Origin of the sequence: Sulfitobacter sp. DSM 110093 (genome assembly GCF_022788715.1) — a bacterium.
Taxonomy (GTDB): domain Bacteria; phylum Pseudomonadota; class Alphaproteobacteria; order Rhodobacterales; family Rhodobacteraceae; genus Sulfitobacter.
In genome coordinates this window covers 1196794-1218589 of the sequence record NZ_CP085167.1, presented here as the reverse complement: position 1 = coordinate 1218589, position 21796 = coordinate 1196794, and the positions used below count along the sequence as shown (strand labels likewise).

Annotated in this window: 20 protein-coding genes; 11 read left to right on the top strand and 9 right to left on the bottom strand. The window is 60.4% G+C overall.

Going from position 1 to position 21796, the window contains the following annotated elements; genetic code table 11:
• Positions 1 to 112 precede the first annotated feature (112 nt).
• Positions 113 to 1186 (top strand): YeeE/YedE family protein, encoded by a 1074-nt coding sequence (locus tag DSM110093_RS05870; RefSeq protein WP_243267114.1) that lies wholly within the window; start codon positions 113 to 115, stop codon positions 1184 to 1186.
• On the opposite strand, the gene DSM110093_RS05865 is transcribed toward DSM110093_RS05870, so the two are convergent.
• The 4 genes from DSM110093_RS05865 to DSM110093_RS05850 form a co-directional block, all read right to left on the bottom strand.
• The gene (locus DSM110093_RS05865) at positions 1122 to 2390 is read right to left on the bottom strand and encodes a DUF3422 domain-containing protein (protein ID WP_243267113.1); all 1269 of its coding nucleotides are present in this window, start codon (positions 2388 to 2390) and stop codon (positions 1122 to 1124) included. The two genes, DSM110093_RS05870 and DSM110093_RS05865, sit on opposite strands and share 65 nt — an antisense overlap.
• A gap of 217 nt (positions 2391 to 2607) precedes the next feature.
• Positions 2608 to 4041 (bottom strand): NAD(P)(+) transhydrogenase (Re/Si-specific) subunit beta, encoded by a 1434-nt coding sequence (locus DSM110093_RS05860; protein ID WP_243267112.1) that lies wholly within the window; start codon positions 4039 to 4041, stop codon positions 2608 to 2610.
• Between the two features lie 13 nt (positions 4042 to 4054).
• Positions 4055 to 5629 (bottom strand): Re/Si-specific NAD(P)(+) transhydrogenase subunit alpha, encoded by a 1575-nt coding sequence (locus DSM110093_RS05855; protein WP_243267111.1) that lies wholly within the window; start codon positions 5627 to 5629, stop codon positions 4055 to 4057.
• A 254-nt stretch (positions 5630 to 5883) separates the two neighbouring features.
• A complete protein-coding gene (locus DSM110093_RS05850; RefSeq protein WP_093926600.1) occupies positions 5884 to 6600 on the bottom strand; it encodes a porin in 717 nt (238 codons plus the stop codon).
• A gap of 246 nt (positions 6601 to 6846) precedes the next feature.
• Here DSM110093_RS05850 and DSM110093_RS05845 point away from each other — a divergent pair, with 246 nt between their 5' ends.
• Both DSM110093_RS05845 and DSM110093_RS05840 read left to right on the top strand, forming a co-directional pair.
• Positions 6847 to 7599, top strand: coding sequence for an SDR family oxidoreductase (locus DSM110093_RS05845; RefSeq protein WP_243267110.1), 753 nt, complete (start codon positions 6847 to 6849; stop codon positions 7597 to 7599).
• Positions 7600 to 7643: 44 nt separating this feature from the next.
• Entirely contained in the window at positions 7644 to 8228 is a 585-nt protein-coding gene (locus DSM110093_RS05840; protein WP_243267109.1) for a transposase, read from the top strand.
• A 92-nt stretch (positions 8229 to 8320) separates the two neighbouring features.
• Here the strand turns inward: DSM110093_RS05840 and DSM110093_RS05835 are convergent, their stop codons facing one another.
• From DSM110093_RS05835 to DSM110093_RS05825, 3 genes are all read right to left on the bottom strand, one after another.
• Positions 8321 to 9103: a gamma-glutamyl-gamma-aminobutyrate hydrolase family protein gene (locus DSM110093_RS05835; RefSeq protein WP_243267108.1), complete on the bottom strand. Its 783-nt coding sequence runs from the start codon at positions 9101 to 9103 to the stop codon at positions 8321 to 8323.
• A 58-nt stretch (positions 9104 to 9161) separates the two neighbouring features.
• Positions 9162 to 11324 carry a malate synthase G gene (locus DSM110093_RS05830; RefSeq protein WP_243267107.1) on the bottom strand — a complete coding sequence of 721 codons (2163 nt, stop codon included), beginning with the start codon at positions 11322 to 11324 and terminating at the stop codon, positions 9162 to 9164.
• 85 nt (positions 11325 to 11409) lie between these two features.
• Positions 11410 to 11640: a hypothetical protein gene (locus DSM110093_RS05825; RefSeq protein ID WP_243267106.1), complete on the bottom strand. Its 231-nt coding sequence runs from the start codon at positions 11638 to 11640 to the stop codon at positions 11410 to 11412.
• Positions 11641 to 11742: 102 nt separating this feature from the next.
• On the opposite strand from DSM110093_RS05825, the gene pepN reads away from it, so the two are divergent.
• Positions 11743 to 14301: an aminopeptidase N gene (gene pepN / locus DSM110093_RS05820; protein WP_243267105.1), complete on the top strand. Its 2559-nt coding sequence runs from the start codon at positions 11743 to 11745 to the stop codon at positions 14299 to 14301.
• Positions 14294 to 14755, top strand: a complete 462-nt coding sequence (locus DSM110093_RS05815) for a hypothetical protein (protein ID WP_243267104.1) — start codon at positions 14294 to 14296, stop codon at positions 14753 to 14755. The genes pepN and DSM110093_RS05815 overlap by 8 nt, the downstream gene beginning before the upstream one ends.
• A gap of 1 nt (position 14756) precedes the next feature.
• On the opposite strand, the gene DSM110093_RS05810 is transcribed toward DSM110093_RS05815, so the two are convergent.
• Positions 14757 to 15497, bottom strand: a complete 741-nt coding sequence (locus tag DSM110093_RS05810) for a lytic transglycosylase (RefSeq protein WP_243267103.1) — start codon at positions 15495 to 15497, stop codon at positions 14757 to 14759.
• Positions 15498 to 15751: 254 nt separating this feature from the next.
• Between DSM110093_RS05810 and DSM110093_RS05805 the strand changes: the two genes are divergently transcribed.
• The 4 genes from DSM110093_RS05805 to DSM110093_RS05790 all read left to right on the top strand — a co-directional run bounded on the left by DSM110093_RS05805 (position 15752) and on the right by DSM110093_RS05790 (position 19640).
• Positions 15752 to 17026: a hypothetical protein gene (locus DSM110093_RS05805; RefSeq protein ID WP_243267102.1), complete on the top strand. Its 1275-nt coding sequence runs from the start codon at positions 15752 to 15754 to the stop codon at positions 17024 to 17026.
• Positions 17027 to 17097: 71 nt separating this feature from the next.
• The gene (gene gatB, locus DSM110093_RS05800) at positions 17098 to 18612 is read left to right on the top strand and encodes an Asp-tRNA(Asn)/Glu-tRNA(Gln) amidotransferase subunit GatB (RefSeq protein WP_243267101.1); all 1515 of its coding nucleotides are present in this window, start codon (positions 17098 to 17100) and stop codon (positions 18610 to 18612) included.
• Positions 18609 to 19094 (top strand): thioesterase family protein, encoded by a 486-nt coding sequence (locus tag DSM110093_RS05795; RefSeq protein WP_243267100.1) that lies wholly within the window; start codon positions 18609 to 18611, stop codon positions 19092 to 19094. The genes gatB and DSM110093_RS05795 overlap by 4 nt, the downstream gene beginning before the upstream one ends.
• 45 nt (positions 19095 to 19139) lie before the next feature.
• The gene (locus tag DSM110093_RS05790; RefSeq protein WP_243267099.1) at positions 19140 to 19640 is read left to right on the top strand and encodes a DUF4177 domain-containing protein; all 501 of its coding nucleotides are present in this window, start codon (positions 19140 to 19142) and stop codon (positions 19638 to 19640) included.
• A 9-nt stretch (positions 19641 to 19649) separates the two neighbouring features.
• Here the strand turns inward: DSM110093_RS05790 and DSM110093_RS05785 are convergent, their stop codons facing one another.
• Positions 19650 to 19907 (bottom strand): BolA family protein, encoded by a 258-nt coding sequence (locus tag DSM110093_RS05785; RefSeq protein ID WP_067625489.1) that lies wholly within the window; start codon positions 19905 to 19907, stop codon positions 19650 to 19652.
• 77 nt (positions 19908 to 19984) lie between these two features.
• Here DSM110093_RS05785 and DSM110093_RS05780 point away from each other — a divergent pair, with 77 nt between their 5' ends.
• Both DSM110093_RS05780 and cobS read left to right on the top strand, forming a co-directional pair.
• Complete coding sequence (locus DSM110093_RS05780) at positions 19985 to 20611, top strand: J domain-containing protein (protein ID WP_067625492.1); 627 nt, start codon at positions 19985 to 19987, stop codon at positions 20609 to 20611.
• A 131-nt stretch (positions 20612 to 20742) separates the two neighbouring features.
• On the top strand, positions 20743 to 21729 hold the full coding sequence (gene cobS / locus DSM110093_RS05775; RefSeq protein WP_067625494.1) for a cobaltochelatase subunit CobS: 987 nt from the start codon (positions 20743 to 20745) through the stop codon (positions 21727 to 21729).
• The last annotated feature ends 67 nt before the right edge of the window (positions 21730 to 21796 follow it).

The window sequence follows — 21796 nt, the reverse complement described above, 5'->3', positions numbered from 1 at the left end:
TCAAAACAGAAATAATTTCGCTGACGCGGGAGGCTCCGACGTCAGCTTTCACTTGATTGTGACCCCCACCCACTCCAAATGGGAAATAATTCCGTTTTCGAGGGTTTTCGCGATGTTTGAGTCTTTCGGCTTTGAAGAGACGACAGCAAAAGAGGCGTCCGTTCTGCTGGCGGCGCTCATCGGGCTGGCGTTTGGCGTCTTGGCACAGCGCACGCGCTTTTGCTTTCGCCGCAGCCTCGTGGGCGAAGACCGGCGTCAAGCGCTTGGGGTCTGGCTCACCGCGCTGGCGCTGGCGGTGATTGGCACGCAGGCCGCCGTGGCCGCGGGTTGGATCAGCTTCGACGCGCATCGCTTTATGGCTTCTGAAGTGCCGTTTCTGGCGATTGGCATCGGCGGGCTGATGTTCGGCGCGGGCATGGTGCTTACGCGCGGCTGCATTTCACGCCTCACGGTGCTGACAGGCGGCGGCAACTTGCGCGGGGCGCTGGTGGTGCTGGTCTTTGCCGTGGTGGCCCATGCGACGCTGAAAGGTGTGTTGGCACCGCTGCGCGTGGCTCTCGGCTCGGTGACTGTCGATATGGGTGAGAGCGTGGGCCTTGCGACCCTGCCCGGCGGTGCGCTGGTTTGGGGCGGTCTGATCGCCGTGGCGGCGCTGGCCTATGCGCTGCGCTCGGGCAACCGTCCGGGGCAACTGGTGATGGCCAGTTTGATCGGGCTTTTGGTGCCTGCCGCATGGGTCGGCACCGGGTTTATCCTGCTGGATGAATTCGACCCGATCGCCATGGAGAGCCTCAGCTTCACCTCCCCCTCTGCCGATACTCTGTTCTGGACCATCGCGAGCAGTTCGATCCCCGCGGGCTTTGGCACCGGGCTTCTGGGCGGCGTGTTTGTCGGCGCGCTGATCGCCAGCCTGATCGCGCGTGAGTTCCAGTGGCAGAGCTTTGACGCCCCGCGCCAAACCGGACGCTACCTGACCGGCGCTGCCATGATGGGCGTGGGCGGTGTGCTGGCTGGGGGCTGCACCTTAGGCGCAGGTCTATCGGGTGTCCCCACGCTTTCGGTCGCGGCCATCGAGGCCATCGTGATGATCGCATTGGGCGGGCTGGCCATGCAGGCGTTGCTCAGCCGATCTTCCGCCGCAGGTGGCGCAGCGTCCACCACACGCCAAGCACAACCGGCACGGTGACCACGGCGGTCAGCAGCCCCTTGCTGACCTCCAGCGGCTCTGCCAGCGGGTAGAGCAGATAGCTGACCAGTGACACCGCGTAGTAGCTGATCGCCACCACAGACAGCCCCTCGACCGTATGTTGTAGCCGCAATTGCAGGTCGGCGCGGCGGTCCATGCTGGCAAGGATCGCTTGGTTCTGGGCCGAACGTTCCACATCCACCCGCGTGCGCAATAGTTCGGCAGCCCGGAGGGCGCGGCCTGACAGTGTTTGCAGCCGCGTCTCGGTGGATTTGACCGTGCGCATGGCGGGTTCATAGCGCCGCATCATGAATTCGCCAAAGCCCTGTCGACCCATGAAACGCTCTTCCCGCAGCGCCGAGATGCGCTGATAGACTATCGCCTCGTAGGCCTCCGTCGCGGCAAAGCGATAGGCGGTGTCGGCGGTCAACGCCTCAAGCGCCACAGACACGTCCAGCAGCGCGTGGAGCGTCTCTTCGGCCGAGGTGCCCGCCCCGCTGCGCATGGCCCCCATCAGGCTGGAAAGCTGCCCGTCGAAATCATTCAAAGCCATGGCCATGCCCCGCGCCTCCATGAAACCCAGCATCGACATGGCCTTATAGGTCTCGATCTCGCATAAGCGTTGCACGATGCGCCCAATCCGTCGCTGCCCGGTGCCCGCTTCGATAAACAGCGCCAGCCGCATGTGGCCTGCGGGATCGATCCGAAAGTCACTAGCCACCACCGAAGCCCCTTCCAGCACCTCAGCCACGGCAAGGCTCTCGGGGACGAACCAATCGTGAAGATGCCCGGCGATCTCGGCGTCATCGCCGGGTTTCGGCAATACAGCAACCAGTGCAGAAGTGATCCGCTCACCCTGTACCGCTGCCAGCCAATCTTCGGGAAAGACTTCGAAATCTGTAGGCGCAAAAGCGGTCGTATCGCCCGCCTGCGCGATGACCGTATAGGTCACGAATTCCGTATGCTGCTCCCACTTCAAGGTAAAGCGGCCCATCTCTCCGTAGTAGTGTTTGGCTTCTAGATCCGCGCGCGGAGCGCCGTAATGCGCGAGCAGGGCGTTCAATTCCGACTTTGGATCGGTGGTGGGCGCAAACTTGACGGCCAGAAACGCCACCCTAGAGGGCGCGGCGAGCTGCGGAAACGGGCGTGCGTGCATTTCGCCGGTGAGGGCAAGGCGCTGCGGGTGGTCTTTGATCGGGGCCATGATTGGTTCCGCTGCTGGAGAGAGTATCTTCCTCCAAGAATAGCGCCATCGCCGCCGATGAACAGAAGAAAAATACGCCTTTTCAAATACTTAATGCATACCGCAGTATACCGCCCCGAGAAACGGCAAACGCCCCACCGTTTCCGGCGGGGCGTTTGATGGGTCTGAACCGGGAATTTTTTGAAAATTCCCGGTCGTTTTCTTATAGAGAAAACGATCAGTCGATCAATGGCAGCAGCTTGTCGAGCGACGCCTTGGCGTCACCGTAGAACATGCGCGTGTTGTCCTTAAAGAACAACGGGTTCTCGATGCCCGAATACCCGGTGCCCTGCCCGCGCTTGGAGACGAAGACCGTCTTGGCCTTCCAGCATTCCAGCACCGGCATGCCAGCGATGGGGCTGTTGGGGTCTTCTTGAGCGGCAGGGTTCACGATGTCGTTGGAGCCAATGACAATCGCCACGTCCGTGTTGGGGAAATCATCGTTGATCTCATCCATCTCCATCACGATGTCATAGGGCACTTTGGCCTCGGCCAAGAGCACGTTCATGTGCCCGGGCAGACGGCCCGCCACTGGGTGGATGGCGAAACGGACGTTCTTGCCGCGGGCGCGCAGTTTCTTGACCAGATCGCTGACCGCGCCTTGAGCTTGAGCCACCGCCATGCCGTAGCCGGGGATGATGATGACGCTGTCGGCCTCGTTCAGCGCCTGTGCAACGCCGTCGGCTTCGATCGCCACCTGCTCGCCTTCGACCTCCATCGCCGGGCCGGATGTGCCGCCAAAGCCGCCGAGGATCACGCTGACGAACGAACGGTTCATCGCTTTACACATGATGTAGCTCAGGATCGCACCCGAAGAACCGACCAAAGCGCCAACCACGATCAACAGATCATTGCCAAGCGAGAAGCCAATCGCCGCTGCGGCCCAGCCAGAGTAGCTGTTCAGCATCGACACGACGACCGGCATGTCAGCACCACCGATGCCCATGATCAGGTGATAGCCGATGAAGAGTGCGGCCAGCGTCAGCACAAACAGCGGCAGGAAGCCCCCGGTGTTGAAGTACCAGATCAGACAGATCAAGGAGATCGCAGCGGCAGCAGCGTTCAGCATATGGCCGCCCGGCAGTTTTGTCGCAGCAGAGCTGACGCGCCCTGCCAGCTTGCCATAGGCGATAACCGAGCCGGTGAAGGTTACTGCACCAATGAAGATGCCCAAGACCAGTTCGACCCGCAGGATCGCAATCTCAACGCTGTCCTTCTTGGCCAAGAGCGCGGCGAAGCCTTCGGTCGACGCGCGCGCCACCTCGTCCATCGCCAGCACGTTACCCAGTTCGATATGGGCGTTGTAGCCGACAAAAACGGCGGCAAGGCCAACGAGGCTGTGCATCGCCGCAACCAGTTCGGGCATCTGCGTCATCTGCACGCGGGTTGCGAGTTGGTAGCCAATGGCGCCGCCCGCAGCGATTAGGATCAGCGAGAGGAGCCAGAACCCCGCCCCCGGCCCGATCAACGTGGCAACAATCGCCAGCGCCATGCCTGCGATGCCATACCAGACGGCGCGTTTGGCGCTTTCCTGCCCCGACAGACCGCCGAGCGACAGGATGAAGAGAACCGCTGCGACCACATAGGCCGCTGTCGTAAATCCGTATTCCATGATGCGTGCTCCTTCAGGATTTCTGGAACATGGCGAGCATGCGCCGTGTCACGAGGAAGCCGCCGAAGATGTTGATCCCACACATGAAGACCGACAGAGCAGCAAGAATAATCACCAATGCCGAGTTCGAGCCGATCTGCATCAGCGCGCCCAGAATGATAATCGAAGAGATCGCGTTGGTCACCGCCATCAGCGGCGTATGCAGGCTGTGCGCCACGCCCCAGATCACTTGGAAACCGACAAAGACCGCCAATACAAAAACGATGAAGTGCTGCATGAAGCTGGCCGGGGCAACAAGGCCCACACCCAACAACACTGCCGCACCCACGGCCAAAAGCGTGACTTGATTTTTGGTCTGCGCTTTGAAGGCCGCCAATTCGTCGGCGCGCTTCTCTTCGGGGGTCTTTTCCTTGACCTTTTCCTTCTTCGGCGCTGCTGCGATGGCTGCAACCTTGGGCGGAGGTGGTGGGAAGGTGACCGCCTTCTCGTGGGTGATGGTTGCCCCACGGATCACGTCATCTTCCATATCGTGGTTGATAACGCCGTCTTTTTCGGGCGTCAGATCCGTCATCAAGTGGCGGATGTTGGTGGAATAGAGCGTCGAGGCCTGTGTCGCCATGCGCGAGGGGAAGTCAGTATAGCCGATGATGGTCACACCGTTCGGTGTCACGACCTTCTCGTCCATCTTGGTCAGCTTACAGTTGCCGCCCTTTTCTGCTGCAAGGTCAACGATGACAGAGCCCGGCTTCATCGCCGCGACCATGTCTTCGGTCCAAAGCTCGGGTGCTTCGCGGTTGGGGATCAGCGCCGTGGTGATGACGATGTCCACATCGGGCGCAAGCTCGCGGAACTTAGCCAATTGCGCTTCGCGGAATTCTGGCGAGGAAACAGAGGCGTAGCCACCCGAGGCGGAGCCATCTGCCTGCTCTTCCTCAAAGTCGAGATAGACAAATTCAGCGCCCATCGATTCAACCTGCTCGGCCACTTCGGGGCGCACGTCGAAGGCAAGCGTGATGGCGCCCAATGAGGTCGATGTGCCGATGGCTGCAAGGCCCGCAACGCCCGCGCCGACGACCAGAACCTTCGCAGGCGGCACCTTGCCCGCCGCAGTGATCTGTCCGGTGAAGAAACGGCCAAAGTTGTTGCCCGCTTCGATCACCGCACGGTAGCCCGCGATATTCGCCATGGACGACAGCGCGTCCATCTTCTGGGCACGGCTGATGCGCGGCACCATATCCATCGCCATGACGGTCGCGCCCTTTTTGGCGGCGGCCTCCATCAGTTCGGTGTTGCCGGCAGGATTGAACATTGAAATCAGCGTCTGGCTTGCACGCAGGCGTTTTACCTCGGCGTCAGACGGGGGGCGCACCTTGGCGACCACATCGGCGGCCTTCCACAGGGCGGCAGCGGTTTTCGCCACTTCAACGCCTGCGGCTTCATAAGCAGCATCATCAAACCCCGCAGCCGCACCGGCACCCGTTTCAATGACGCAGCTATGCCCGAGTTTCTGCAGTTGCAGCGCGCTTTCCGGCGTCATTGCGACCCGGTTTTCGCCCTCAAATATTTCCTTTGGTGTCCCGATCTTCAAACCAAGAGTCCCCCTTTGCTGGCCCGTTCCGCCGCTTTGGCGCAACTTTGTTAGTCAGACCGATAGCGCGGGCGCAGCAATAGTACAAGCAAACCGGCAGGGGAAACGGTGCAAATATGCTGCACTGCCACATTGGGGGAACGGTTTGCCGATTTCGGCGCAGTCGTAGAACATCTGTTCCACCCGCTGCCGAGGGCATGGCCCGAAGGCCATGCCGTGGTGCAACGCTCTCTGAACGAGAGCCGCCAGAACGCTTAGAGACCGGGGATCAGACGGGCGATGCCACGCTGGTCAAAGGTCGTGCCGCGACCGGCACCAAATGCAATCTCGCCGCCCAGACCGACGAAGGGCTCAGAGTCGCTGATACCACCGACATCCGCTTTGGCAGAGCCGACTTCCAAGAACAGGTTTGTCGTCGGCGAAACGTCACGATCCAGACGCACGGCAAAACGGGACAGATCGTCGCCGTCGCTGCCGAAATGATCATAAGAACCCGTCAGGCCAAAGCCCTGTGCCATCTCGTAACGGGCCTTAAGGCCACCCAGCGTGCCGTCACCTAGATCAGTGTCGACATTGGCGATATAACCTTCGAATTCCCAGTTCAGCATTTCATAGCCAGCTTCGACGCCGAGGATATCCGCATCTTCGCCTTCAATGTCTTCGCGGGTATAGAACGCACCGAATGAGGTCGCCTGATCCATGTGGTAGATGCCGTGCAGGCCCAATGTGTGGCCATCAGCGCCGGAAGCATCGAAATCGTTGTAGCCCGCATCGGCTTGCAGGCCCAGATTGCGGCTAAACCCAAGTTCGACCGAGCCATCAAGCCCAAGGCGATTGAAATCGGTGTCGTCGGCAAAGGCCGAATAGGACAGGCCGACAGAGCCACCGGTCACTTCGACAGCCTGCGCAGTGCTCGCGCCAAGCGCGAAGGTCGCGGCAAGCGTCAGCACGGAAAGATTTGTGAGTTTCATGATACTGCTCCAATACACATAGTCAGGCCCTGTGATCAGGTTACCCTTCGCAACCAGTGCGTGAAGGGCACCAAAGCTTCAAGACCTAAGCCAAAGGGCTGGCGCGAATGTGAGCGGATTACCGCGAGTACTTAACCAAGACACACGCATAGCGCTAGCCGTAGGGAAATAACGCCCCGTCATCCGTGTAACCCTATTGTGCCGCCCCCTCAGCCACGCCACCCTACCCCTGAAAAGGGAGGCATTATGACACTGCAGGACAAACACGCATTCATCACGGGCGGCGGTACGGGCATCGGATTGGCCATCGCGCAGGATTTGGCCGCCAAAGGTGCCCGCGTCACGATCACCGGGCGGCGGCAAGAGGTGCTCGACGCTGTATCGGGCAATGGCATCACCGGCATGGCCATGGATGTGCGTGATGAGGGACAGGTCGTCGACACGATCGCCCGCGCGGTAGAGGCCAGCGGCCCGGTGCAAATCTGTATCGCCAACGCAGGTGTGGCCGAGGGGCGCTCGCTGCATAAGACTGACCTCGATTTTTGGCGCGACATGATGGCGACCAACCTAGACGGGGCCTTCCTGACGATCCGCGAAAGCCTTAAATCTATGCGCCAGACCGATTGGGGCCGCGTCATTGCCGTATCATCCATCGCAGGATTGCGTGGCTTGCCGGGAGCGGCCTGCTATTCAGCATCCAAACACGGGATGATCGGGCTGATCCGATCCCTGAGCGAAGATTACATGGGCCAACCCTTTACCTTCAACGCACTCTGCCCCGGTTATGTCGACACCGATATTATTGCACGAAACACCCGAGCAATTTCGCAACGCGCCGGGCTTTCCGAAGACAAAGCGCGCGATGTCATGGTCAACGCCAACCGCCACAAGCGACTCATTGGCCCTTCGGAGGTCGCCGCCGCTGCTGCATGGCTGATCGCAGAAGGCTCGGAGAGCGTTAACGGACAATCCATTGAGATTGCAGGCGGGCAAATGTAGCAGCGTTAAGGCAAACTTAACCAAGCTGCGCAACGTTTGGGACCATGAGACGCAATTCATCCCATGGTCCCGACAGATACTTTTTCACCTTGCGACTGGCGCGGCGGGGCGACGATGCCCTGTTGCGCCATATCTCAATTCTGCGGCAATCCATGCGAGAGACCTTGGCCCGCAAGCCGTTCCAGATCAACGCGATCACGGTGCTGCCGGATGTCATCCATACGGTTTGGACTTTGCCGAAGGATGATCACGACTATCCCAACCGCATTGGCATGTGGAAAGCGCGATTTTCAAAACACCTTCCCCCTGCCCCGCACCGCAGCTTGCAACAGATCAAACGCGGCGAGAAAGGGATATGGCAGCGGCGATTCTGGGAACATCGGATAAGGGACCAAGCCGATTTTCGGCGGCACTGTGATTTGGTGCATCTCAGTCCGATGCACGCAGGCTTGTGTGACCGCCCAGAGGATTGGCCGTTCAGTTCTTACAACCGCAACAGGCCGCGCCAAGCGGCCCCAGAATTTGAAGTCGTTGACAAACTAGAGGAAGACGATGTGCTGGACGACAACGCAACGCGGCTAGTCCCTCTAGATTTGTTAACGAGGCCCCCGGATCGCCTACACAGCTAGAGCCGACCATTTGACCGTTTTCCCACCGCGCCAAGGGGCCCCGGCCAGCATAGCAGCCCGAGCAGGTCTCATCACAGCTCAAGCGCCGCGTTTTACTGCGCGGCGGTCATCACCGGCAAAGCCGAACCATCCGCGGCCCATGCCCGCACTGCCGCGCCAAAATGCTCGAACAAGGGGCGCGACACGGGGTCGTTCGCGGCGTTCCATTCAGGATGCCATTGCACGGCAAGCGTAAAGCCGGGGGCATCTTTGATGTAAATCGCCTCTGGCGTGCCATCATCGGCATGGCCGTCAACCACCACACGCGGGCCGGGGGCCTTGATCCCCTGCCCGTGTAGGGTGTTGGTCAGCACTTTGGATGCGCCCATCACACGGTGGAACACGCCGCCTTCGGTAAAACTCACGTCATGGCGCAGCTCGAACTTCTCTTCGATGGTGCCGTCGGGGGGCATCCGGTGGTTCATCCGCCCGGGCAAATCGCGTATCTCGGGGTAGAGTGAGCCCCCCATGGCCACGTTCACCTCTTGAAAACCGCGGCACAGCCCAAGAAACGGCTGACCCCGCGCCACACAGGCCCGGACCAGCGCCAGCGCCACGGCATCGCGGGCGCGGTCGAAGGCACCATGTGCCTCTGTCTCAGGCTCACCGTATTCTTCTGGATGCACATTGGGCCGCCCGCCGGTCAGCAAGAACCCATCGCAGACCTCAAGCAATTCTTCGACCGAGACAAAGCGCGGATCGCTGGGCACGATCATCGGCAGGCATCCAGAAACTTCGGCAATTGCCTCGGTGTTCATCTGCCCGCCGGCATGTACGGGGTAGCTATCGTTCAGCAGGTAGGAATTGCCAATAATACCAACGACGGGTCGGGCCATGAGTTACCTCTTATTCACCATGGCCCGAACATAGGCGCTTCGCACGGCGGCCTCAACCTCAGCCCTGCGCCTTAAGCTGCATACGTCGCGCATGAAGCACCGGTTCGGTATAGCCAGAGGGTTGCTCGCGGCCCTTCAGCACCAGATCACCGGCCGCCTGAAACGCTACCCCGTCAAAGCCCGGCGCCATGGGGCGGTAGCTTGGGTCATCGGCATTTTGCCGATCCACCACCGCTGCCATTTTTTTCAGCGCTGCCTCGACTTCCTCGCGACTGATGACACCATGATGCAACCAATTGGCCAACGCTTGGGCGGAGATACGGCAAGTTGCGCGGTCCTCCATGAGGCCCACATCGTTAATGTCAGGCACTTTAGAACAACCAACCCCATGATCGATCCAGCGCACGACGTAGCCCAGAATGCCCTGCGCGTTATTCTCAATCTCGCGGGTGATTTCTTCGGTGCTGAGGTTGCGGCCTTCCATCACGGGAATGGTCAGCAGCGCGTCGAGTGTCCCACGCGCGCCGCCCTTTTTGATATCTTCCTGCCGCGCCAGCACGTCAACCTTGTGGTAATGCGTGGCGTGCAACGTAGCAGCTGTAGGCGACGGCACCCAAGCGCAGTTCGCGCCCGACTGCGGGTGGCCTATCTTGGCCTCCAACATCTCGGCCATCCGGTCGGGCATTGCCCACATGCCCTTACCGATTTGCGCGCGCCCCTGAAGGCCACAGGCCAGGCCGATATCAACGTTGCGATCCTCATATGCGCTGATCCAAGCGCTGTTCTTCATCTCGCCCTTGGGCACCATCGGCCCGGCTTCCATGCTGGTGTGAATCTCATCGCCTGTGCGGTCAAGGAAACCGGTGTTGATAAAGGCGACCCGATGTTTCGCGGCGCGGATACATTCGGCGAGGTTCGCGCTGGTGCGGCGTTCCTCGTCCATAATGCCGAGCTTCACGGTATATTGCGGCAGACCGAGCGTCTTCTCCACATGGGTGAAAATCTCATCGGCAAAGGCGACCTCTTCCGGCCCGTGCATCTTGGGCTTCACCACATAGACGCTGCCGGTGACAGAGTTGCCCCCCGCGCGCTTGAGGTCGTGCATAGCGATTAGCGTCGTCACCATCGCGTCCATCAGCCCTTCGCCGACCTCACGGCCCTCACGGTCATGCACGGCAGGGTTCATCATCAGGTGCCCCACATTGCGCACCAACATAAGCGAGCGGCCTTTCAACGTGATCTCACCTGAACCATCGGACGCGGTGTAGCGACGGTCTTCGGCCATACGCCGAGTGACGGTCTCGCCGCCCTTTTCAAATGTTTCCGACAGGTCGCCTTTCATCAGGCCAAGCCAGTTGCCATAGGCCAGCACTTTATCTTCGGCATCCACCGCCGCAACGCTGTCTTCGCAATCCATAATGGTCGAAAGCGCGGATTCGATGATCACATCGGCGACGCTGGCGGGATCGTCTTTGCCAATCGCGTGGTCCGGGTCGATCTTGATTTCAATATGCAGCCCGTTGTTGCGCAACAAAATTGCATCGGGCGCTTCGGCGGCACCCCGGTAACCCGCAAATTGCGCTGGATCAGCCAAGCCGCATGGCGCGGCGTCGTGCGACATCACACCTTCAAGATGCCCGTCCACCACGCGGTAGCCTGCCAAATCTGCATGACTGCCAGCAGAAAGCGGCGCTGCATCATCCAAAAAGGCTTTGGCACGCTCCACCACCCGCGCGCCGCGCTCGGCGTCATAACCCCTGCCGCTTGGCAGATCGCCCAGCGCGTCGGTGCCATAGAAGGCATCATAAAGGCTGCCCCAGCGGGCATTTGCCGCGTTAAGTGCAAAGCGTGCGTTGGTGATGGGCACTACAAGCTGCGGCCCCGGCACTTGGGCAATTTCAGGGTCTACATTTTGGGTTTCGATCTCAAACTCTTCGCCTTCCGGGAGGAGATAGCCAATCTCGCGCAGGAAAGCGGTGTAGCTCTCGGCGTCATGCGGTTGACCTGCGCGGCCCCGATGCCATTCGTCAATCTGCGCCTGTAGGTCTGCACGCTTTTCCAGCAAAGCGCGGTTCTTGGGTCCAAGATCATGCACCAGATCAGAAAAACCGACCCAAAAGGCTTCTGCAGTCACGCCCGTGCCCGGTAGCGCCGATGTTTCAATGAATTCAACCAGTGCGGGGTCTACCTGCAAACCGTTCTTATCAATCTTGCCCGTCATTCTCCGCCCTCTCCCGCGCTGAATACCATTCGAAGATGTCTAGCAGAAAGGCAAAGCGGCGCAAGCGTGGGGACAAAAGCAGGGTCTAGCGCTGCCCCTCGGGTGGTTGCGGCTTGGCGATCACAGGCTCGGCCTGTGCCGGGCCGTCCACGGGCTGCGCGTCGCCTTCAGGCGAAGGATCAGTGGCTTGCAGCACGGCATAGACGATGCCAGCAATCATCAAAAGCGCCCCCGCAATAATGGCGGTTTTAATACCAATCAGAGCATGGCGATGTTGTTTCTTCTGCGTTTCGGTATCGGTGTCGGGGGCAGACATGGATATACCTCATTGCTTGAAGTTGGGGCAGCTCGCCTTGCAGGCCGCCTTCTAGAGACATAACCTTTCCCAGACCAATTACGTTCCCCCACTGGAGGCCCAATGCGCGACGCCACCCCCCAAACGATCTATCTCAGCGATTATCAGCCATTCGGCTTTCTTGTGGATGAGGTGGCGCTGACCTTTGACCTTGATCCCCATCAGACGCGTGTGAAAAGCCGCATCGCCTTTCGCCGCAATCCGGCTGCGCAGGATGCTACGTTTTTCCTGCATGGAGAAGACCTCAAGCTGATTTCAGCGCGGATCGACGGAAAACCGGTCACCCCAGAGGTGACGGACCGTGGCCTAACCTGCGATGTTCCCGACGCGCCCTTTATTTGGGAGGCCGAGGTTGAGATTGATCCCAAAGGCAACACAGCCCTCGAAGGGCTTTATATGTCGAACGGCATGTATTGCACCCAATGCGAGGCCGAAGGCTTTCGCAAGATCACCTATTATCCAGACCGCCCCGATGTGATGAGTATCTTTACCGTCACCATCAACGGACCGCATCCGGTGCTCTTGTCCAACGGCAACCCGGTGGCACAGGGGCAGAACCATGCCGAGTGGCATGACCCGTGGCCCAAGCCTGCCTATCTTTTTGCGCTGGTGGCGGGCGATCTGGTGGCCCATTCCGACCGTTTCACCACTATGTCGAGCCGCGAGGTCGATCTAAACCTTTATGTGCGCCCCGGCGATGAGGGGAAATGCGCCTTTGGGATGGAGGCGCTAAAGGCGTCGATGAAATGGGATGAAGAGGTCTATGGCCGGGAATACGATCTCGACATCTTCAATATCGTCGCGGTGGATGATTTCAACATGGGCGCGATGGAGAACAAGGGGTTGAACATCTTCAATTCCGCCGCCGTGCTCGCCTCGCCCGAGACGTCGACAGATGACAATTTCGAGCGAATTGAGGCGATTATCGCCCATGAGTATTTCCACAACTGGACGGGCAACCGCATTACCTGCCGCGATTGGTTCCAGCTGTGTCTGAAGGAAGGGCTGACCGTCTACCGCGACAGCCAGTTTACATCCGATATGCGTTCTCCGGCGGTGAAACGTATTGGCGATGTCATCGACCTGCGCGGACGTCAGTTTGCCGAAGATCAAGGCCCGCTGGCGCATCCGGTGCGGCCGGAAAGCTTTCAAGAGATCAACAACTTCTACACCGCCACCGTCTATGAGAAGGGCGCCGAGGTGATCGGTATGCTCAAGACCTTGGTGGGCGATGACGCCTATGCCAAGGCGCTGGACCTCTATTTCGAACGTCACGACGGCGACGCGGCAACGATCGAAGATTGGCTGAAGGTGTTCGAAGACACCACAGGCCGCGATCTGACCCAGTTCAAACGCTGGTATTCGCAAGCGGGCACGCCGCGCCTTGCGGTGACGGAGGCATGGGACGCGGGCAAGGGCATCTTTACCCTCACCTTCACACAGCACACGCCCCCCAGCGCGGCCACGCCAAACCCTGAGCCGCAGGTCTTACCCATCACCGTAGGTCTGATTGGCGCGGATGGTGCCGAAGTGGCCCCCTCCCGCGTGTTGGAGATGACCGAAGCCGAGCAGAGCTTTACCTTCGACGGACTTGATGCACGTCCCGTGGCCTCCGTACTACGTGGCTTCTCAGCCCCGGTGGTGCTTGCACATGACCTCTCGAAAGAAGAGCGTCTGCTTCTGCTGGCCCATGACAGCGATCCCTTCAACCGCTGGGAGTCGGGGCGGACCTTGGCGCGGCAGTCTTTGCTGGCGACGACCACTGAGGGCAGCGCGCCGGACGCTGAATGGCTTGCCGCACTTCAAGCTGTACTCGGGGATGAGACGCTAGAGCCCGCCTACCGTGCATTGATGCTGGGCTTGCCCAGCCATGCGGATTTGGCCAACACCCTCTATGACACGGGCAAAACCCCGGATCCGGCGGCGATCCATGAAGCGGTAGAGGCCACGCGCGACGCCATGGCGCAGGCTTTCGTCTCAACCCTGCGCGAGCTTTACGACCGGCACATCGTCGACGCTCCCTACCAGCCTAATGCCGAGCAATCCGGCAAACGCGCACTGACCAATGCGGCCCTCGCCCTGCTCACCCGCGTACAGGGCCCGGAGCGCGCGCAGGCGCAATACGATCAGGCCGACAACATGACCCAGCAACTCAGCGCGCTGGCGGCCCTGCTGCGCGCGGGCCATGGCGACAAGGCGCTGGCTGAGTTTGAAGAGCAGTGGCGCGATGACCGGTTGGTGATGGACAAGTGGTTTGGGCTGCAAGTCTCGCAAGCCGCGCCAGAGAATGCCGCAGAGGTCGCGCAAAAGCTTACCCAGCACGCGGACTTCAACTGGAAGAACCCAAACCGCTTCCGCGCGGTCTTTGGCAGCCTCGCCGCGCATCATGCGGGCTTCCACCATGAAAGCGGCAAGGGCTACGCGCTGCTTGCCGATTGGCTGATCAAGCTCGACCCGGTGAACCCGCAGACCACGGCGCGGATGTGTTCGGCCTTCCAAACATGGCGGCGCTATGACGCGGCGCGGCAAGAGATGATCCAAACGCAATTGGACCGCATACTTGCCAGCCCCGATCTCAGCCGGGACACGTCAGAGATGCTTAGCCGCATTCGCGGTGCCTGACGCGGCAACCCAGACAGAGGGCATGGCGGCCTATACCTACCGCCGCCATGCCCGCAGCCGGACGACGCTACTGGTGTTGCCCGCGATCTGGGCGGCCCTCGGCGCGGGGTGGCTCTGGCTTGAGGCTTCGGGCTGGGTTGTGGGGCTATTGGCGTTTTTCACCCTACCCGCACTTTGGGAGCTTTTTACCAATCCTGTCAGCGGCTTGACGCTCGACGACGACACTCTGACGTGGGTCACCGGCAAGCGCGACGCGAAAATCGCGCTGGTGCAGATCGACCGCGTTCGGCTTGATACGCGGCTTGATATGTCGGTCCGGGCCACAGTCATTCTAAAGACGGGCCGCAAGATCAAACTGCCTTTTGAGGCCACCCCACCGCACCGCGCATTCGAAGCCGCGCTACAGACACGCGGCATCACCACAGAGCGGCACCACTTCACGTTGATCCAATAATTTACGGACGGCTTCGGGGCCGTGTCGCGTTCAATGGCTTGCAATAGGACTGCTGCCGCAGCCAGCGGGCCATATCCTCGCGTTTGGAGGCGCTGCGCATTGGCCCCCAATCCGCCCCAACACCGCGTCTGCCGTTTCCGGCTATCACCCCATCGCGCGGCACGGTCGTCGCCATGATCCGCACAGCACAGCTGAGGTTCGCGGCCCCATTCTTGAGCCCGTCGCCGCTGCCAACGTTACATTTATACCCCCGCGCCGTGCCCGGCAGGATTTGCAGCAGCCCATACCAGCGCCCACCGCCACCCACGGCCCAAGACCGATAGGTGCTCTCATGTTTCGCCAAGGTCGACATGAAACCGACCCAAAAGGCGCGCCGCTGACTGTCGGGTGCCGTCGGATAGGCCGGGCACCACTCCTCAACATCGGCAGGCACCATATCCACCAAGGGCTTGCCATGAGACTTGAGCGCCGAGATCGCTGCACGGGTCCAAAGCGAATGGCCCCGCATATGCTGCCAACGGGTGCGCGGCAGATTGCCCGGACGCGCGGGTGGGCGCAGGGACGTGGTGAAGGGCGCGGTCTCAAGCGCGGGCGGTTTTTCCTCAGCCTTTACCGCGTCGGGGAAGGACAACGATGTCGCGGCGGTCTGCACCACGTCATCCCCCGCCACCACCGGGGCGGGCTGTTTGGGAAGCTCGGCCAAAAGCGATGTGGGGCTCGCGCAGAGCAGCAGGGCAATCATGGCAGGTCTCATGCCGCGCATAAGACCGCCCCAAAGGACGCTTGGCAAGCGCAGCGGGCTGTTCAAATCGGCAGATTTCCTCTGATCAGGAAACAACGCCCCGCCCGACTTTGCGATTGTCGCCTTCGGCTGCGTCCGCCCTGCCCCAACCCGCTGCAGAAATTTCCCGAAAGCTCCGCATGCCGGACACGGTTCCGCCCCATTACCCCGCCAGACATTAACCATCGACAAATATCAGGCAGGACCGGCCCCAGATGAAGAAACTCTCTAATATGATCCCGTCCGCTTTGCAGGGGTTCTTTGCGAAACCCGTCCCCTGCAATCCCAAAGTTGAGCCGCTGGAAATGCCGCTGTTACGCCGCCGTGCGCCGCGCGGTGCATTGCTTCGGATCGCCTGCCCTGACCCCACCACCGAAGAGATGCACCGCGACCGTCATCAGTACCGCGCGCAGTGGCTGGTCCGTCAGGAACGTTGGGAGGAAATGGCCGCTCTCTTGCATGACGCCGACGAAAACCGCGAGATGACACCCGGCGCGATGCCGGTGGCCGAACTCATGGCCTTTGGCGCCCGGGCGGATGTGATTCTTGCCGCCGAACACGCGCTGTTCGATGGAAAGCCCGCCAGTGATGCGCCGCTGATGGCCGGGATAGAGGCCTTGGAACATGTACTGGCCGACCATTCCAAAAGCCACGTGATCGCCGCAATTGTGGCCCAAGCGCATATGGACATCGGCTGGGCATGGCGCGGCACGGGGTGGGACGGCGATGTGCCCGCCCGCAACCGCACAGCCTTTGAGGCACATTTTGACCGCGCTGAGGAAATCCTCGCGCCATTCGAAAAGGACACGGCGGGGTCGCCCCTGCTCGCGGCGACGCGCTGTGCCTTGCTTGGGGGATCAGGCGGTGACGCCCGCATGGTTGCTGACCGCTATGAACGGCTCATTGACCTGAACCCGGAAAACCCGCGCCCCATGCGGGCCATGGGCAACCACCTCCTGCCGCGGTGGCATGGCTCATATGACCAACTTGAACTCGAAGCCCGCCGCACCGCTGCGCGGACCGAAGAGACATGGGGCGCGGGCGGCTATACTTGGGTGCAATTCGACGCGATCAGCTGCGATGCGCGGGCCTGTGCCAACCTTGATGTGCCGTTCTTTATCGAAGGCTTGCGTGACATTCTTGAACATCGACCCGACCCGCACACCGCCAATCTACTGGCGTCCTATTGTGCCAGCGCCATTGGCCAAGCCGCCCCATCAGAGGATGCCGCCGGTGAAGTACGCGCAGAGATCGCCGATTGCGCGCGCTGGATCGTACGGGACCATATGACGGAACTGCACCCGCTGCTCTGGGCCCATGCCGCACGCGGCTTTGACAACAATCTCCGCGTCCGCTCCCCCAGCCGTTTTGCCGCATCGGGCCGTGAAGAGGCAATGCGCATCATTACCGGCCTGTTTCAGCGGGAGATTGAGGCAGGCAAAAGGGTCATTTTCACCGAAGGACGCCGTCAGATTGCCATGCCGAGCTAAGCCTGCCTCTTGAAGCGCGTGGTGCGCTCCAGTATGACCGGCCAAGTTCCAATTGACCGAAGGCGGCCGCGATGCTTGATCTGAGTTACGACACCCCGAAACCGCGCGTGATTGCCGGTGCCAAACATGACTGGGAACTGGTCATCGGTATGGAGGTGCACGCGCAGGTCGCATCGAATGCCAAGTTTTTTTCAGGCGCATCGACCCAATTTGGCGCAGAGCCGAACAGCAATGTGGCCTTTGTTGACGCTGCGATGCCGGGGATGCTGCCAGTAATTAACGAATATTGCATCGAACAGGCCGTGCGCACGGGGCTGGGCCTTAAAGCCGAGATCAACCTGAAATCCGCCTTTGACCGCAAAAACTATTTCTACCCCGATCTGCCGCAAGGATATCAGATCAGCCAGCTTTATGAGCCCATTGTCGGCGAAGGCGAAGTGCTGGTCGAGATCGGCGACGGTACCGCCCGTTTGGTGCGGATCGAACGTATCCACATGGAACAGGACGCGGGCAAATCGATCCACGACATGGATCCGAACATGTCTTTTGTTGACCTCAACCGCACAGGCGTTTGCCTGATGGAGATCGTCTCGCGCCCCGATATCCGCGGCCCCGAAGAGGCTGCCGCCTACCTTGCCAAACTGCGCCAAATCCTGCGCTATCTCGGCACCTGCAACGGCGACATGCAGTCCGGCGCGATGCGTGCTGACGTGAACGTGTCGATCTGCCGCGTGGGCCAGTACGAGAAGTACCAAGAGACACAGGATTTCAGCCATCTGGGCACCCGCTGCGAGATCAAGAACATGAACTCCATGCGCTTTATCCAGCAGGCCATCGAAGTCGAAGCCAAACGCCAGATCGCGATTGTCGAAGCTGGCGGCGAAGTGGTGCAGGAAACGCGCCTGTTCGACCCCGACAAGCAAGAAACCCGTTCCATGCGTTCCAAGGAAGAAGCGCATGACTACCGCTATTTCCCCGACCCCGATTTGCTGCCTTTGGAGATTGAGCAGGCTTGGGTTGATGAGATCGCCGCCAACCTGCCGGAACTGCCGGACCAGAAGAAAGCGCGGTTTATCGGTGACTTTGGTCTGAGCGACTACGACGCTTCCGTTCTGACCGCTGACCTCGACAGCGCGGGCTATTTTGAGGCCGTGGCGCAGGGCCGTGATGGCAAGATGGCGGCGAACTGGGTGATCAACGAACTCTTCGGGCGACTGAAGAAAGACGACAAGAGCATCACCGAAAGCCCGGTCACCCCGGCGCAGCTAGGCGCGATTGTTGACCTGATCGCCTCTGATGCCATTTCCGGCAAGATCGCCAAAGAAGTCTTTGAAATCACCTATACAACTGGCCGCGACCCGGCTGAGATTGTTGAAACCGAAGGCCTCAAGCAGGTCACAGACACCGGGGCGATTGAAACGGCAGTGGATGAAATCATCGCCGCCAACCCCGATCAGGTCGCCAAGGCGCAGCAGAACCCGAAACTTGCGGGTTGGTTCGTCGGTCAGGTGATGAAAGCCACGGGCGGCAAGGCCAACCCCAAGGCGGTCAACGAAATCGTGTCGCGCAAGCTCGCCCAGCAATGAGCGAGACCCCGGCCCCCTTCCGTTCGAGCGAGATGAAAGTTCTCCCCGAATGGATTGATTTCAATGGTCATTTGAACATGGCCTATTACAACGTCCTGTTCGATCAGGGCGTTGACCAAGCCTATGGCGAAATCGGTCTGGGGCCGGAATACCAGCGCACGGGCTGCACCACTTATGTGGCCGAATTCCACGTTTGTTACTTACGTGAATTGCACGAAGGTGACCGCGTCTACACCACCTTCCAACTGCTCGACCATGACGAGAAGCGGTTTCACAGCTTTCAGGAGCTGTGGCACGTCGACGGTTGGCTCGCTGCCACCGCCGAGGGGCTGACGCTGCATGTGGACCAGTCCGGCCCACGTGTGGCCCCCATGCCGGACCATATACTGACCCATCTTGACGCGATGCGCCGCAGCCATGCCAAATTGCCCACACCGGCGCAGGCCGGTCGCCGCATCGGCATCCGCCGCAAATCCGCCTGAAACTCACCTGACGCGGCTCACGTCGCCAACCCAGCCGAGGCCCCTATGCGCTACGAATACAAGATCCTTCCCGCCCCCAGCAAAGGGCAGAAAGCCAAAGGCCTGAAAGCCCCCGAAGCGCGCTTCTCCAAGACGTTGGAAGAGTGTCTGAACGAACAGGCCGCCGAGGGTTGGGAATACCAACGAGCAGAGACATTGCCCTCGCAAGAACGGTCTGGCCTGACCTCAACGACGACAGAATGGCGCAATGTGCTGGTGTTCCGCCGCTTGGCAAACGCGGCCAGCCAGCCGGACGACACCGATCTGCTGCCGTCCCCCGCCGTTGCTGCAACCCCTGCACTGGCCGCCACAATTGAGGGCGACGACACGGCGCTTCAGGCCGATGCGCCTGCCTCTATCACGCCTGAGGATGACGCACCCGTGAAAGAGGAACGCGCCGAAGTGGCGACACCTCCTGCCTTTCTCTCCGACACCCCGGCAAAGGAAGTGCCGGAAGCGCCTTCGCCGGAGAAAACCGACGAAGATGAGGACAAATCAAAGCCCTAAACCCGGGCCTTATTCGTCCAGATCCAGCGCCAGCGCATGAATGCGCCCCATCAGATCCGGCCCCAAGGCACTGTGCACCGCACGGTGCCGCGCCAGCCGGTTCTGGCCCTTGAAACGCTCAGAGCGGATGCGCACGTTAAAGTGGCTTTCGCCCCCCTCTTGAAACCCGGCATGACCGCGATGGCTTTCGCTGTCATCCACCACATCCAATTCTCGCGGCGCAAATGCGGCTTCCAGCCGGTCTGAAATCTCTTGAGTTGTCGACATGTTTTTTACCTCGGCCCCCTTCAATCCTGCGACGCAGGGTATATGGTGACCGGCCTGAGTCGGAAAGGTCTATCCACATGCCAAAAGCTGATCCCTTCGGATTCGACATGTCCGTGTCGTCCTCCAAAAAGAAAAACCCCCGCGGCCGTCGCGGCATGTCCGGTGCGTCAGAGACATCAACGCGCATCTGCGATCATGAAGGCTGCGATGAGCCGGGCAAGTTCCGCGCGCCCAAGGCCCCCGATGTGCTTGATGATTACTTCTGGTTCTGCCAGCAACACGTCCGCGAATACAACGCAAAGTGGAGCTTTTTCGACGGCACCACAGAGGCGGAGTTGAACGCGCAAATGTCCAAGGACAAGGTCTGGGAACGCGCCACCAAGCCGCTGGGTGATCCCGAACAACGCGCATGGGCCCGTCTTGGCATCGAAGACCCGCATCAGGTTTTGGGCAAGAACGCGACCCAGAACCCCGGCAAGGGCCAGCAAGCGGGCCGCCGCCTGCCCCCGACCGAGCGCCGCGCGATCGAGATTCTCGAAGCCAAGGACACATGGACCAAACCCGAGGTCCGCAAGGCCTACAAAGCGCTGATCAAGGTGCTGCACCCCGATATGAATGGCGGCGACCGCAGTCAGGAAGAGCAGTTGCAGCTTGTCGTCTGGGCATGGGACCAGATCAAGGGCAGCCGCAACTTCAAGGACTGATCCCGCGACTGGACCAGCGGTCGGCTGCGGATAATGCCAGTTGCCCCCTTCCCCTTGCGGATATGCACGATATGTTGCACCAGATACGCGCGCGGCCCCGATCGCGCGCCTAAGGAAAAGGATGACGAGCGATGGCCGACGGTGCACTGGAACACGACATGAAACCCACCGAAGAACTCTCGGTTCGCGATGTCTTTGGTATCGACACCGATATGGTCGTCAAAGGCTTCCCGCAGCGCACCAGCCGCGTGCCGGACATCGACAGCACCTATAAGTTTGACCCTGACACCACGCTGGCGATCCTCGCAGGGTTCACACACAACCGCCGCGTCATGATCCAAGGCTACCACGGCACAGGCAAATCGACCCATATCGAACAGGTCGCCGCCCTGCTGAACTGGCCCACCGTGCGCGTCAACCTCGACAGCCACATCAGCCGGATCGACCTGATCGGCAAAGACGCGATCAAACTGCGCGACGGCAAGCAGGTCACCGAATTCCACGAGGGCATCCTGCCTTGGGCGCTGCGCAACCCGACCGCAATTGTGTTCGATGAATACGACGCGGGCCGCGCGGATGTGATGTTCGTGATCCAGCGCGTGCTGGAGCATGATGGCAAGCTCACACTGATGGATCAGAACGAGATCATCACCCCGCACCCCTATTTCCGCCTCTTTGCCACGGCCAACACCGTGGGCTTGGGCGATACCACCGGGCTCTATCACGGCACCCAACAGATTAACCAAGCGCAGATGGACCGTTGGAGCCTCGTGGCCACGCTGAACTACCTCAGCATCGACGCTGAAACTGCGATCGTGCTGGCCAAGAACCCGCATTACAATACCGAGAAGGGCCGCAAGACCCTCAAGCAGATGGTCACCGTGGCAGACCTAACCCGGACCGCCTTTATGAATGGTGAACTGTCGACGGTAATGAGCCCGCGTACTGTTATCGCATGGGCGCAGAACGCGGAAATCTTCCGCAACGTCGGCTATGCCTTCCGCCTGTCCTTCCTCAACAAATGTGATGAGTTGGAGCGCCAAACCGTCGCGGAATTCTACCAGCGTCTGTTTGACGAAGAACTGCCAGAAAGCGCGGCGAGCCTTAGCTTGGGCTAAGGCAAGCTTACATTACGACATAAATAGGGGCGCTGATTTCAGCGCCCCTTTGTATATCTTTGCTGTA

Coding starts and splice junctions, on each gene's coding strand:
- DSM110093_RS05870 (WP_243267114.1), top strand. CDS start 113: ATGTTTGAGTCTTTCGGCTTTGAAGAGACGACAGCAAAAGAGGCGTCC.
- DSM110093_RS05865 (WP_243267113.1), bottom strand. CDS start 2,390: ATGGCCCCGATCAAAGACCACCCGCAGCGCCTTGCCCTCACCGGCGAA.
- DSM110093_RS05860 (WP_243267112.1), bottom strand. CDS start 4,041: ATGGAATACGGATTTACGACAGCGGCCTATGTGGTCGCAGCGGTTCTC.
- DSM110093_RS05850 (WP_093926600.1), bottom strand. CDS start 6,600: ATGAAACTCACAAATCTTTCCGTGCTGACGCTTGCCGCGACCTTCGCG.
- DSM110093_RS05845 (WP_243267110.1), top strand. CDS start 6,847: ATGACACTGCAGGACAAACACGCATTCATCACGGGCGGCGGTACGGGC.
- DSM110093_RS05840 (WP_243267109.1), top strand. CDS start 7,644: ATGAGACGCAATTCATCCCATGGTCCCGACAGATACTTTTTCACCTTG.
- DSM110093_RS05835 (WP_243267108.1), bottom strand. CDS start 9,103: ATGGCCCGACCCGTCGTTGGTATTATTGGCAATTCCTACCTGCTGAAC.
- DSM110093_RS05830 (WP_243267107.1), bottom strand. CDS start 11,324: ATGACGGGCAAGATTGATAAGAACGGTTTGCAGGTAGACCCCGCACTG.
- DSM110093_RS05825 (WP_243267106.1), bottom strand. CDS start 11,640: ATGTCTGCCCCCGACACCGATACCGAAACGCAGAAGAAACAACATCGC.
- pepN (WP_243267105.1), top strand. CDS start 11,743: ATGCGCGACGCCACCCCCCAAACGATCTATCTCAGCGATTATCAGCCA.
- DSM110093_RS05810 (WP_243267103.1), bottom strand. CDS start 15,497: ATGATTGCCCTGCTGCTCTGCGCGAGCCCCACATCGCTTTTGGCCGAG.
- DSM110093_RS05805 (WP_243267102.1), top strand. CDS start 15,752: ATGAAGAAACTCTCTAATATGATCCCGTCCGCTTTGCAGGGGTTCTTT.
- gatB (WP_243267101.1), top strand. CDS start 17,098: ATGCTTGATCTGAGTTACGACACCCCGAAACCGCGCGTGATTGCCGGT.
- DSM110093_RS05795 (WP_243267100.1), top strand. CDS start 18,609: ATGAGCGAGACCCCGGCCCCCTTCCGTTCGAGCGAGATGAAAGTTCTC.
- DSM110093_RS05790 (WP_243267099.1), top strand. CDS start 19,140: ATGCGCTACGAATACAAGATCCTTCCCGCCCCCAGCAAAGGGCAGAAA.
- DSM110093_RS05785 (WP_067625489.1), bottom strand. CDS start 19,907: ATGTCGACAACTCAAGAGATTTCAGACCGGCTGGAAGCCGCATTTGCG.
- DSM110093_RS05780 (WP_067625492.1), top strand. CDS start 19,985: ATGCCAAAAGCTGATCCCTTCGGATTCGACATGTCCGTGTCGTCCTCC.
- cobS (WP_067625494.1), top strand. CDS start 20,743: ATGGCCGACGGTGCACTGGAACACGACATGAAACCCACCGAAGAACTC.